The organism is Streptomyces longisporus, from assembly GCF_039532765.1.
Taxonomy (GTDB): Bacteria; Actinomycetota; Actinomycetes; order Streptomycetales; family Streptomycetaceae; genus Streptomyces; species Streptomyces longisporus.
Genome location: NZ_BAAASG010000008.1, coordinates 275,382 through 287,403, shown reverse-complemented (window position 1 = coordinate 287,403; position 12,022 = coordinate 275,382). Strand labels below are relative to the sequence as shown.

Genomic DNA, 12,022 nt, shown 5'->3' with positions numbered 1-12,022 from the left:
GGAGCGGCCACGGGTCGGGGCGAGCGTAGGCCCGGCAAAGGGGCAGCGCCTTGCTGCGGAGCATCCGCGGGGACGCTCAGCACAGCACCCGCAGCGCTCCCGGCAGCACTCTGACCGTGACGGGCAGAACGGCCTCGACCTCGCCGTCGGCGCCGTAGGGCACATCGCGGTCGGCGGAGAGGGTGATCTCCCTGCCGCGCAGGATGCGCACCTGCGGCCGGTGAACGTGGCTGCCCGTCTTCAGCTCGTTCATCATCGCGAAGAACAGCCGCCGGGGCGCCTCGCTGATCATCACCACGTCCAGGAGGCCGTCGTCCACGCGGGCGTCGGGGGCGATGAGGCGGCCGGAGCCGTAGTAGCCGGAGTTGGCGGCCACCACGGTGTAGCCGGTGTGGTGGTGTTCCTTGCCGTCGACGGTGACCCGGTAGCGGGCGGGGCGCCAGGTGGTGACCGCGCGGAGGCCGCCGGCGTAGTAGGAGGCCGCGCCCCGCAGCAGTTTCGCGTGGTTGGCGTGGCGGTTGGCGAGGGCGTCGACGCCCGCGTACACACTGCCGAGGACGACGGTGCGGTCGTGGGCGGCGGACTCGACCTCGATGGTGTCCACGGCGCGCGGCTCACGGTGGAGCAGCACCTCGGCCAACTCCTTCGGCTGCGTGGGCAGTTCGAGTGCCCGGGCGAAGTCGTTGCCGCGGCCGGCCGGGACCAGGCCGAGGACGGCTCCGGTGCCGCTGAGGGCGCCACCGATGCCGCCGGCCATGCCGTCCCCGCCGACGGCGAGCACCACCCGGCCCTTGCCGCCCGCCTGCCGGGCGAGTTCCTGGGCGTGGGCCAGGCTGCGGCTGTACTCGGTCTGCAGTTCGGCGCCCGCCTCCCGCAGCAGCCTGGCCACGGCGAGCAGCGCGGCGGCCGAGGTGGATCCGCCCGCGGTGGGGTTGACGACGGCGGTGAACTGTCGCATCGGTGTGCCTCCGAGGACGGACGGGTCGGTACGGCCGGACAAGGGTGACGGTCAGTCGTGGAGGGGGAGCAGGACCCCGGGGCTGAGGAGTCCGGCCGGGTCCAGTCGCCGCTTCACGGCGCGCAGGGCCTCGACGGCCAGCGGGCCGGCCTCACGGACGTACCAGTCCCGGTGGTCGGTGCCCACGCCGTGGTGGTGGGTGATGGTGCCGCCGGTGGCGAGGATCGCCTCGTTGGCGGCGTGCTTGGCCCGGGTCCAGTGCGCGACGGGGTCCTCGCCCTGGGCGGAGACGACGGTGAAGTACAGCGAGGCGCCGTTCTCGTAGACGTGCGAGATGTGGCACATGACCAGGGGTGGGGTGCCGGCCTCGGTGAGTGTGGTGGTGAGCGCGTCGCGTACGGCCGAGTACAGCTCCGGGATGCGGGACCAGAAGGTCGCCGTTTCGAGCGTCTCGGCGAAGGCGCCCGCGTCGAGCAGGGCGTCGCGCAGATAGGGGGCCGAGTAGCGGCCGTGCGCCCAGCGCTCGCCGGGCTCCTCACCGAGCGGCGTACCACCGCACTCGCGCAGTACGGCAGTGGCGCGCTCGCGGCGGTACGAGACGTCGTCCTCCGTGCCTTCGTAGCCGGCGATCGCCGTGCATCCGGCGGCCGCCTGGGCGTCGGAGGATCCGATCGCGTCCGGCTGGGCGAGGCCGATCAGGGTCTCGGTCTCGTCGGACAGGCGCAGCACGGTCGGGCGCGGCCCGTCCTGGGCGAGGCGGCGCAGCGCGGCGGCGCCTTCCTCGAAGGAGGCGAAGCGCCAGCCTTCGTGGACACGGGTCTGCGGGAGGGGGCGGATGCGGACCGTCACGGATGTGATCACGCCGAACGCTCCCTCCGAGCCGAGGACCAGCTGGCGCAGGTCGGGTCCGGCGGCGGAGCGCGGGGCGCGGCCCGTGTCGATGGTGCCCTCGGGGGTGGCCAGGGTGAGGCCGAGGACCATCTCGTCGAAGCGGCCGTAGCCCGCCGAGGCCTGGCCGCTGGAGCGGGTGGCGGCGAAACCGCCGATGGTGGCCCACTCGTAGGACTGCGGGAAGTGGCCGAGCGTGAAGCCGTGTTCGGCGAGCAGCGCCTCGGCCTGCGGGGCGCGCAGGCCCGGTTGCAGGGTGGCGGTGCGGGAAACCGGGTCGAGGGCGAGCAGGCCGTCCATGCGCCGCAGGTCCAGGGCTACGAAGGTGCCATGCCTTCCGGGGGCGAGTCCGCCGACGACGGAGGTGCCGCCGCCGAACGGGACGAGCGCCAGGCCGTGTTCGGCGCATGCGCGCAGCACGGCAAGGACCTCGTCGTGGTCGGCCGGGAGCAGCACCGCCGCCGGGGTGTCCTCGACGTCGCCTTCCCGGATGCGCAGCAGATCGGGGGTCGACTTTCCGCGCGTGTGCCGGATGCGGGTCTCCGCGTCGGTGCGCACGTACTCGTCGCCGCCCACGGCCGTCGCGAGCGCCTGATGCACCGCGGGCTCCAACTGCCCTTCCGGCACGGCGATGTCCGCCAGGGCGACCGGCTCGGCGCTGCGGGGCTTGACGCCGAGCAGATCACGCAACAGCCCGATCACCGTGTCGGGCAGCGGCGTCGCCCTGGCCGGGTCGCCCCAGCCGCTCCACAGCATGTCCATGCCTGTCGTCCTCACCGGTCGATTCGAGCGATTCCGTTCGAGCTGTTCCGTCCTCGGACGACCCTGAGGGGCGCCGAGGCGTTACACTGTGACACATGACGCCTATTCGTCACAACAGCTCGGACAGTGATGCGGTGCTCGACGCGGTGCGGGACTGCGTGCTGGCCGTCGGGGTCCGCCGCACGACATTCACGGATGTGGCCCGCCGCGCGGGCGTCTCCCGGATGACGCTGTACCGGCGCTGGCCCGATGTGCGCACGCTGGTCGGAGACCTGATGACCCGTGAGTGGGTCGATGTGGCCACGCGGGCGATACCCGAGCGCAGACCGGAGGCGGACGCGCGCAGCCTGCTGGTGGAGGGACTGGTGGCGGGAGTGGAGTCCTTCCGCGCCCATCCCCTCTTCCGCAAGATCGTCGACGTCGATCCCGAGCTGCTCCTGCCCTATGTGCTGGACCGTCGTGGCGCCAGCCAGATCGCCCTCCTTGAACTGCTGGCCGACGGTCTGAAGCAGGGGCACGCCGACGGGTCGGTCCGCGTCTGCCATCCCGAGCGTCAGGCCCGCTCGCTGCTGCTGATCGTCCAGTCCTTCACCCTGTCCCTGCGGACCATGACCGACGAGGACGACGTCGAGCTGTCCTCCGCGGCCTTCCTCGCGGAGCTGCGCTCCATCCTGGAGAGGACCCTCACGCCATGAGCCCCAGCCCTGCCGCCCCCGGATCGTCCCTGGCCGCCGCCCGCCGCTCGCGCGAACTGGCCGAGACCGTCGGCGGCCCCGCCGTGGACGTCCTGGTCATCGGGCTCGGCGCCACCGGTGCCGGAGCCGCTCTGGACGCCGCGGCGCGCGGTCTGAGCGTTGCCGCCGTCGATGCTCACGACCTGGCCTTCGGCACGTCCCGCTGGAGCAGCAAGCTCATCCATGGCGGGCTGCGCTATCTCGCTTCCGGCCAGCTCGACGTCGCCCACGAGAGCGCGGTCGAGCGGGGCGTGCTGATGGAGCGCACGGCACCCCACCTGGTCCGCGCGCAGCCGTTCCTCCTGCCCCTGACCCCGCTGGTCTCCCGCGGTCAGGCGGCGCTCGCCTGGGCCGGCTTCCGGGCCGGCGACACCCTGCGCCTGACGGCCCGCACCGCACGGGCCACGCTGCCCGCGCCGCGCCGGCTCTCCGCCCCGGAGACCCGCCATCTGGCCCCCGCCCTGCGCACCGACGGGCTGCGCGGCGGCCTGCTGTCCTGGGACGGCCGCCTCGTCGACGACGCCCGCCTGGTGACCGCCGTCGCCCGCACCGCGGCCGCCCACGGGGCACGCATCCTGACCCGCGTCAGGGCGCTGGAACTGACCGCCTCCGGTGCCCGCGTCCGCGACGAACTCACCGGCGAGGAGGGCGAGATCAGGGCCCGCGCGGTGATCAACGCCTCCGGTGTCTGGGCGGGCGGCCTCGTGGACGGCATCCGCATCCGCCCCTCCCGCGGCACCCACCTGATCCTGCGCTCGGACCACCTCGGCCCGCTCCCGGCCGGCCTGCACATCCCCATACCCGGGGAGACGAACCGCTTCGTCCTCGTCCTGCCCCAGGGCGACGGCCGCGTCTACGTCGGCCTCACCGACGAACCCGTCGAGGGCGACATCCCCGACGTGCCCGAGGCGCCCGAGACGGACATCGGCTTCCTGCTCGACGTCCTGGGCTCGGTCCTCGACGTCCCGGTCCGGCGCGAGGACGTCGTCGGGGCCTTCGCGGGACTGCGCCCCCTGCTGGACACCGCACCGCAGGCCGGCTCCGGCGCCGTGGCCAGGACCGCGGACATCTCCCGCCGGCACGCGGTGCTCACCTCGTCGGAGGGCGTCATCACCGTGGTCGGCGGCAAGCTCACCACCTACCGGCGCATGGCCGAGGACGCCGTGGACGCCGCCGTCGCCGCCCGCCGCCTCCCCGCCGGCCCCTCCCCCACGGCCTCCCTCCCGCTCGTCGGCGCGGCATCCCCCCCGGCGCTCGACGCGGTGCAGGCACCTCGCCATCTGGTACGGCGCTACGGCACCGAGGCACCGGCCGTGCTCGCACTCGGCGCAAACGACCCGCGGCTGGGCGAGCGGGTGCTGCCGGGCCATCCGGTCACCGCCGCCGAACTGCTGTGGGCGGTGCGCCACGAGGGCGCCCTCGACGAGTCCGACGTCCTCGACCGCCGCACCCGGATCGGCATGGTGCCGGCCGACCGCGCCGCGGCACTGGACACCGTGCGGGAACTGCTCGGGGAGGCCTTGTCCCGGCAGGGCTGAGAGCTCGCGGCCCGCCCGCCGATCCGCTCGGCTCGGCGGCGCCGGCTCGGGCCCCCGGGCTCGGCGCGCGACATGGCAAATGTGCGCCTATGCTCCATTTGCGTGACACATACCTTCGACGAGCTGGTCGAGAAACAGCGCGCAGCCGACGAGGCGCACCTCCGGGTCGAGGAGCTGCAGCACTCGTACGGCCCGGTGACCCAGCCCGGTGGCTGGAGCGGACAACAGGCCGACACCTACGAGACCGCCCGCCGCGCCTGGCGCGACCTGGCCCGCGAGGCGCGGACGTCGGTCACCGAGTATGCGAAGGAGTCCGGCAGGTCCCGTAACGAGGTCGAGGCGGAGGTCGAGCAGGCGGTGCGGCAGTCCCAGCAGCGGAGCTGACCCGCCGCCTGCTATGATCTCGCCGGTTTCCGGAACCCCCTCGCATACGCTCCGCCTGCGCGGACGCCGCGGGCCGCCATCGCAGCGGCCGGTTCCGTCTCGAAACACACCGCACTCCATCTGACACCCCATCAGCACCCTGCTGATGGGGTGTCACGCGTTTTACGCCCGGTTCCTGTTGAAAGCGCCGGACGACACCTCACCGAAAGGCACACCGACCGCGATGACCTCCCTGCCCCGCAAGGAATTAGGCGACCCGACACCGGAAGCACCCGACGTCCCACTGCGCCGGGTCCCCGACTTCCGCTGGTTCTGGCTCTCGCGCGTGATCTCCGGTCTGGGTTCCGCCGTCACCACGGTGGCGCTGCCCGTGCTGACGTTCCAGAAGACCGGCTCGCCGCTGATGGTCTCGCTGGTGGCGGCCTCGGCGACCCTGCCCTACGTGGTGTTCGGGCTGATCGCGGGCACCGTGGCGGACCGGACCGACCGGCGCCGCCTGATGATCGTCACCGACTGGCTCAGCGCCGCCTGCATCGCCTCCGTACCGGCCGCCTCCGCCCTCGGCATCCTGACCGGCGGCCAGGTTCTCGTCGTGGCCTTCGCCTCAGCCGCTCTCGGCCTCTTCTTCGACGCGGGGGTGTACGGCTTCGTCCCCGACATCGTCGGCAAGGACAAGCTCACCGAGGCCAACAGCGCCGTCTACGGAGCGCAGACCGTCGTACACATCGCAGGGAACGCGGTGGCGGGAGGCCTGATCGTCCTGTTCCGCCCGGCCGGCACTCTGGCGCTGGACGCCCTGTCCTTCGCCGCCTCCGCGCTGCTCCTCAAGGCGGTCACACATACCTCCGCGTCCGACAATTCGGCGGGCCGACGGCCGGGATTCAGGGAGTCCGTCCGGGAAGGGCTCCGTTTCCTCCGCCATCACTCGACGCTGCGCCTGATGACGGTCGTCGGCACCCTGCAGTCCTTCTCCGGCGGGGCCGTCATCGGCCAGCTCGTCGTCTTCGCCGACCGCGTGCTGGGCATCCACGGCTCCGATGGGCGGATCGGCCTGCTTTACATGGCATGGAGTGCCGGGGGTATCGGCGGGTCCTTCCTGCTGCCCCGGCTGCGGCGTCGCTTCGAGGCGTTCCCGCTTCTCCTGGGGGTGCTTCCGGCCGGGGCCCTGCTCGGCCTGGCTGTCGTCCTCAGCTCGGACTGGCGGGTCACGCTGGTCGCCCTGGCCGTATGGGGGTCCGCCTACCTCGTCGTCCTGGTGAACACGATGACCTACTCCCAGGAGGTGACGCCGCCCGAGCTGCAGGGCCGGGTCAACACCACGCGCCGGATGCTCTCCTCGGGCCTGGGTGTTCCGCTCGGCGCCCTGGTCGCAGGCACCCTCACCGTGCGGGTCGGCGTCCAGGCCGGGATGTCGACGGCCGTGGTGTCGATCGCCCTGGCGGCCCTGCTGGTCTGGGGTGTCCAGATGCACAGGCGGATGCGGGCAGCGGCCTAGCAGCGGTGCGGGGCCCCTGGAGCGGCAGCAGGGGCCCCCAGTCATCAGCGCAGGTAACTGCGCCGAGTGCGGGTGAGGAGGAACAGCCCTGCGAGCAGCAGCACGGTGCCGACCGTGGCGGGCCACAAGGTCGTGCCGGTCTCGGCGAGCGCACCGCTCTGGGCCGCCTGCGGTTCGGTCTGGTTGCCGGCGGCGGGGACGTTCTGGCCCGTGGCCTGCGGTTGGGCGGAGTTGCCGCCCGCGTTGGTGCCGCCGTTCGCCGGGACGGCCGCGGCACTGTGGGAGGCCTTGGACGTGGCGTAGACCCTCGGTTCCGACGTGCTGGAGATCGTGGGCCTGCCGTCGTTGGCGGGCCGCCCGGTCTCCGGAGCGGTGGTCGTGGGCTGCGCGTTCTGGCCGCCGGATCCGCTGCCGGAATTCCCCTTGCCGGAACCGTCGCCCGAGTTGCCGTTGTCGCCGCCGGCGGGCGGCGTGGTCGGGTCGTCGGTGGGCTTGGCGGTCGGCTCCTGGGTGGGCCGGCCGGTGGCCGTCGGCTGATCGGTGGCCGTGGGCTGGTCGGTGGGTTGCCCGCTCGGCTGCTCCGTCGGTTTCTCGGTGGGCTGCTGGGTCGCTCCCCCGCCGGAGCCCGGGTCCTCGCCGGTGCCCGCACCGCACTCACGGCCGCCGTTGATGCAGGAGACGACCTCCTTCATGAGGCCCTCGTCGAAGACGTTGATGAAGTCGCCGTGGTCGGTGACCGGCTTGTGCAGCTGCTCGGGGAAGGAGTCCACCGCGAACAGCGGGGTCGTACGGCCGCCGTCCTGCAGGCTCGGCGCCTTCACGTCGTAGACGATGCGCTGCACCAGCTGCGGGATGGCCTTGAAGCCGTTCGCGCAGTTGCCGGAGGCGTCGGCGAAGGCCACGTGCGTACGGTGGTTGGCACTGTCGATGTTGCGGCCGTCCCAGCAGCTCTGGAACCGGAAGGTGCGGACCACGTCGCTGCCCTGCGGGCACAGCGGGTACTTGTCCTTCAGCTGCCGGTCCTCGAATCCGGTGCAGCTCCAGGAGGCGTTGGCATTGGCCGGTCCGTTCACGAACGCCTTGGCATCGCCGGTGATGATGCGCAGCAGGCGCGGCATCTCCGTGACCTGGCTGCGCGGGCTGCCGATGAACGTCATCGTGACCTGCTTGGGCGTCACGATCTGGCCCGCGTTGCCCTCGATGCCGCCGCCGGGCGAGTTCGCGTCCTTGTCCTGGGCGCCGTTCTGCAGCCGCAGCACCGGCCAGTAGTACGTGGACTTGTCGCCCGGGTTCTCACAGCTGGTCTGGGCGTTCGCGAGGTCGGCGTCGCTGGCGAAGGCGTTGTTGGACTGGTTGCCCACGTAGTCGTGGAAGTGGTGGGCGCCGTTGGTGACGCCCGGGGCGACGATCACGTTGTCGGAGTTGCGCAGGCCGTTCGCGTTCACACCGCAGCTGGTGGTGAAGGTGCCCTTGGAGACGAAGGACTTGAGGTCCGGCGCCGGGGCGTTGGGCTGAACCGAGTTGATGTCCTGGTAGTCCGCGGCAACCGGCCCGTTGCCGGCCTGGCCTCCGTTCCCGCCCTGCTGACCGCCGCCGTTCTGCTGGCCGCCGTTCTGCTGGTCCCCCTGCCCCTGCTGCTGGCCGCCTTGCGCACCCTGGCCGCCGTTCTGGTCGTTCCAGGTGCGCATCGAGCAGTCGGCCATGGAGCCGAGCCCGTCGGGACGCCGGCCGGCCTGGTCCATGGCGTTGCCGATGCGGTCGAGGGACTCGCTCCGCTTCTCCTTCAGCGGCTTCATGACCTGGTCGTCGGTGTAGCCGCTGTCCTGGCGCTGTTCCGGCGTCGCCGCCTGCAGCCGCTGGTAGGCCTCCGCTATCTGCTGGTCCATCGAGGCGAGTTCCTTGTCGACCTCGCCCCGCGCCTGCTCCGGCACCTGCGTCAACTTGCTGCCGACGTCCGGGCAGTCGATCGTGCCGGCCGCGGCACTGCGCGTCTGCGCGTCCGTGCCCGAACCGCCTTCCGTCGCAGAGGCGTAGACATTGACCGCCACCAGCCCGCCTCCGCCCAGCATCAGCGCGAATGCCGCAAAGGTTGCGCGGCGCGGGCCTGTTGGGCGTCTGCGCGTGTTGCGTCCCACGAGAGTTCTCCTACGGATCACGGCGGTCAGGCATGGAAATCCCTCGCCACATACGGACGGCGGAACCGGCGTGTTCAAGCACCCCACAGATTCATACGAACCTCTCAGAAAGCGCGTGCCCCCACATCCCCACACGTGGCGCAAACCGGGACAGCACGGCACAGTGGAAGCGTGGCCGGGCAGTACTTCGACGTGTGGGACGCCGGGGACGCGTACGAGCGGTACATGGGGCGCTGGAGCCGCCTGGTGGCCGACGAGTTCGTGGCCTGGCTGGCGTGTGCGCCCGGATCCCGGTGGATGGACGTCGGCTGCGGTTCAGGGGCGTTGACGTCGGCCGTGGCGCGCCGGTGCCGGCCGCGGACGCTGCTCGGGGTGGAGCGGTCCGCCGGGCTCGTGGCCGCGGCCCGCGCGCACGGGTCCCCTCCTGCGCTCTTCGCCAGGGCCGACGCACAGGCACTTCCCGTGGGCGACGGAGCGGTGGACGTGGCCGTCAGCGGACTGGTCCTCAACTTCCTTGCCGAGCCCGGTGCCGCGGTCGCCGAAGCCGCGCGGGTGGTGGCGCCGGGCGGGCTGGTCGCCGCATATGTGTGGGACTACGCCGAAGGCATGGGGTTGCTACGGCACTTCTGGGACGCCGTGACCGCCGTCGATCCCAGGTCGGCGGCGGAATTGGACGAGGGCCGCCGGTTCCCGCTGTGCCGGCCGGCCCCACTGCGGCGGCTGTGGAGCGAGGCCGCACTGGTCGAGGTGGAGGTCGTACCCCTCGAAGTCCCCACCCGCTTCGCCGACTTCGCCGATCTGTGGGATCCGTTCCTGTCCGGCCAGGGCCCTGCCCCCGGCCATGTCGCCTCGCTCACACCGGCGGCCAGGGAACGACTGCGGACAGCACTTCGGGAGCGGGTGCCGACTCGGGCGGACCGCTCGATCCCGCTCAGGGCACGCGCCTGGGGCGTGCGGGGCCGTAGAGCGGGGGCCGTCGACAGCTTACGGTCGGCCCGTGAGACCGCCGTTCGCCGCGCGTCTCAGTGACCCGCACGCGGCCCTGCGGAACCACGATGAAGCTGGGCCCCGACCTCTTATGCCTCCAGCCAGAACCCCGTACGGGTCAGCCAGAGTTCGAGCAGTGCCGTGTCGCCGCCGGTCTCGACTGCGGGAGCGGGGCGCCGGTAGAGGAACAGCAGCAGGTCGGTGACCGGTCCGCGTACGGTCGTGGCGGCCGCCGCGCGCCCGCTGTGCCACACGGGCCGGTCACCGCCGAGGTCGACGTGCCACTGCCCGGCGCCGGTCGCCTCGAACTGCAGCGTACGACCGGGGCCGAGGAGGCCGGGTGCTCCCGGCCGGGGCTCGTACGCCTCGGGGACCGTCGCGAACTCCATCCACTCCTGCACCGCGTCCACGGCCAGATCGTCGTCGAGCGTGAATGCGGCGCCCGATGCCAGCGCGGCATCGGCCCGGTGCACGACGGTCTCGTGCGTCATCCTCCTGGCCCAGAAGAAGGATGTGTTCCGATCATGGGCCGGCGTCCACACCCGCGCATCGGGGCCGGCCTCGCGCAGGGTGGCACCGAGCCGTGCGGCACCCTCGGCGAGCCAGTCGTCCAGTGCGCCGTCGTCCAGTTGGGCGTATGCGGCCGGGTCGTCGACGAGGTCACCGGGAACGGGTTCGACGGCTCGCGTCCGGACCACCTCCTCTGCCCAGCGGTGATCCCCACCCACGTGCCGCAGCAGCCGGCCGAGATCCCAGCCCGGGCAAGTGGCCACGGGGATGCACGTGTTCGCTCCTCTGATCTGCGCTCTGAGCAGGTCGGTCTGGGTGACGATTTCGCGACAGCAGCGGTCGAAGGTCAGCGACGTCATCCGCACATGATGGGCGAACCGGCCCTCCGCCGCACTCGGATTCCCTGTGCACTCAATTTCTTGGAGAGACCCAGCGGACTCGTGTCACCGCGGCTTCACCTCTTGACGTGTTTGGTTCAGACCTTTAGGTTCCCGGTCACACGGCTTCACGAGTACGCCCAGCGTTCACCCATGTGAACCATCTTGTGCTGTCTCCACCCCCCACCGCCCCTTGCCGGCGAAAGGCTGTGACCCCACCCATGAACCCCCAACCCCCCGCTCACGGCGCCGCGTTGCGCGTCTGCCTCGCCCTGGCCCTGTCCGCCCTCTCCGCGGCAGCCCTCACCGCCACTCCCGCTGGCGCCGCCCCGGCCGCGGCCCCCATGGCCGTTGCGCCGTACCTCTACAACGGGTGGGGCAGCCCGCCCGACCCGGCCACGATCACCCAGGCCACCGGCGTCAAGTGGTTCACCCTCGCCTTCGTCCTCAGCAACGGGCACTGCAATCCGCAGTGGGACGGCAGCCGCCCGCTCACCGGTGGCGTCGACCAGCGGACCGTCAACACCGTGCGCGGGGGCGGCGGTGACGTCATCCCCTCCTTCGGCGGGTACAGCGGCAACAAACTGGAGAGCTCCTGTTCCAACGCCGGGGAGCTGGCAGCCGCGTACCAGAAGGTCATAGGCGCCTACCGGCTCAAGGCGATCGACATCGACATCGAGGCCGACGCCTACAGCAACCCGGCCGTGCAGCAGCGCACGGTGGACGCGCTGAAGACCGTGAAGGCGAACAACCCGGGCCTGAAGGTGTACGTCACCATCGGCACCGACCAGAGCGGACCCGACACCAGCCTGATCAAACGGGCGGCCGCGTCCCGGCTGCCGGTGGACGCCTGGGCCATCATGCCGTTCGACTTCGGCGGCGCCGGCAAGAACATGGGGACGCTGACCCTGAAGGCCGCCGAGGGCCTCAAGTCCGCGCTCAAGAGCGCCTACGGCTATGGCGACGACCAGGCCTACCGGACCATGGGCATCTCCTCCATGAACGGGATCACGGACCAGAACGAGAAGGTCACCGTCGCCGACTTCCGCACCATCCTCGGCTATGCCCAGCAGCACCACCTGGCCCGGCTCACCTTCTGGTCCGCCAACCGCGACCGCCCCTGCACCGGCGGCGGCGCGGACAGCTGCTCCGGCGTCTCGCAGCAGGCGTGGGACTACACGCGCGTCTTCGCCCAGTACACGGGCTGAACTCCCCTGGCCCCGTACAGACCAAAGGGGAGTTCACCGATGCAGG

9 protein-coding genes and 1 pseudogene are annotated in these 12,022 nt (G+C 71.9%); 6 read left to right on the top strand and 4 right to left on the bottom strand.

Features of this window, described 5'->3' with window-relative positions; all coding sequences use genetic code 11:
• Positions 1 to 76 precede the first annotated feature (76 nt).
• Positions 77 to 958, bottom strand: coding sequence for a YegS/Rv2252/BmrU family lipid kinase (locus ABD355_RS18380; protein ID WP_344401515.1), 882 nt, complete (start codon positions 956 to 958; stop codon positions 77 to 79).
• Positions 959 to 1,009: 51 nt separating this feature from the next.
• Positions 1,010 to 2,608 (bottom strand): FAD-binding oxidoreductase, encoded by a 1,599-nt coding sequence (locus ABD355_RS18375; protein WP_344401514.1) that lies wholly within the window; start codon positions 2,606 to 2,608, stop codon positions 1,010 to 1,012.
• 95 nt (positions 2,609 to 2,703) lie between these two features.
• Between ABD355_RS18375 and ABD355_RS18370 the strand changes: the two genes are divergently transcribed.
• From ABD355_RS18370 to ABD355_RS18355, 4 genes are all read left to right on the top strand, one after another.
• Positions 2,704 to 3,303: a TetR/AcrR family transcriptional regulator gene (locus ABD355_RS18370; protein WP_344401513.1), complete on the top strand. Its 600-nt coding sequence runs from the start codon at positions 2,704 to 2,706 to the stop codon at positions 3,301 to 3,303.
• A complete protein-coding gene (locus ABD355_RS18365; protein WP_344401512.1) occupies positions 3,300 to 4,880 on the top strand; it encodes a glycerol-3-phosphate dehydrogenase/oxidase in 1,581 nt (526 codons plus the stop codon). Before ABD355_RS18370 ends, ABD355_RS18365 begins: the two co-directional genes overlap by 4 nt.
• A 102-nt stretch (positions 4,881 to 4,982) precedes the next feature.
• The gene (locus tag ABD355_RS18360) at positions 4,983 to 5,264 is read left to right on the top strand and encodes a hypothetical protein (protein WP_344401511.1); all 282 of its coding nucleotides are present in this window, start codon (positions 4,983 to 4,985) and stop codon (positions 5,262 to 5,264) included.
• A gap of 223 nt (positions 5,265 to 5,487) precedes the next feature.
• A complete protein-coding gene (locus ABD355_RS18355) occupies positions 5,488 to 6,759 on the top strand; it encodes an MFS transporter (RefSeq protein ID WP_344401510.1) in 1,272 nt (423 codons plus the stop codon).
• A 44-nt stretch (positions 6,760 to 6,803) separates the two neighbouring features.
• On the opposite strand, the gene ABD355_RS18350 is transcribed toward ABD355_RS18355, so the two are convergent.
• Entirely contained in the window at positions 6,804 to 8,894 is a 2,091-nt protein-coding gene (locus tag ABD355_RS18350) for a DUF1996 domain-containing protein (protein WP_344401509.1), read from the bottom strand.
• 171 nt (positions 8,895 to 9,065) lie between these two features.
• On the opposite strand from ABD355_RS18350, the gene ABD355_RS18345 reads away from it, so the two are divergent.
• Entirely contained in the window at positions 9,066 to 9,923 is an 858-nt protein-coding gene (locus ABD355_RS18345) for a class I SAM-dependent methyltransferase (protein ID WP_344401508.1), read from the top strand.
• 47 nt (positions 9,924 to 9,970) lie between these two features.
• Here the strand turns inward: ABD355_RS18345 and ABD355_RS18340 are convergent, their stop codons facing one another.
• Positions 9,971 to 10,750: a maleylpyruvate isomerase family mycothiol-dependent enzyme gene (locus tag ABD355_RS18340; RefSeq protein WP_344401507.1), complete on the bottom strand. Its 780-nt coding sequence runs from the start codon at positions 10,748 to 10,750 to the stop codon at positions 9,971 to 9,973.
• Positions 10,751 to 11,097: 347 nt separating this feature from the next.
• On the opposite strand from ABD355_RS18340, the pseudogene ABD355_RS18335 reads away from it, so the two are divergent.
• A pseudogene (locus tag ABD355_RS18335) lies at positions 11,098 to 11,976 on the top strand (chitinase); the annotation flags it as partial.
• Positions 11,977 to 12,022 lie beyond the last annotated feature (46 nt).

Excerpts from the sequence above, each read along its gene's own strand:
- ABD355_RS18380 (WP_344401515.1), bottom strand. The coding sequence starts at position 958 with ATGCGACAGTTCACCGCCGTCGTCAACCCCACCGCGGGCGGATCCACC.
- ABD355_RS18375 (WP_344401514.1), bottom strand. The coding sequence starts at position 2,608 with ATGGACATGCTGTGGAGCGGCTGGGGCGACCCGGCCAGGGCGACGCCG.
- ABD355_RS18370 (WP_344401513.1), top strand. The coding sequence starts at position 2,704 with ATGACGCCTATTCGTCACAACAGCTCGGACAGTGATGCGGTGCTCGAC.
- ABD355_RS18365 (WP_344401512.1), top strand. The coding sequence starts at position 3,300 with ATGAGCCCCAGCCCTGCCGCCCCCGGATCGTCCCTGGCCGCCGCCCGC.
- ABD355_RS18355 (WP_344401510.1), top strand. The coding sequence starts at position 5,488 with ATGACCTCCCTGCCCCGCAAGGAATTAGGCGACCCGACACCGGAAGCA.
- ABD355_RS18340 (WP_344401507.1), bottom strand. The coding sequence starts at position 10,750 with ATGACGTCGCTGACCTTCGACCGCTGCTGTCGCGAAATCGTCACCCAG.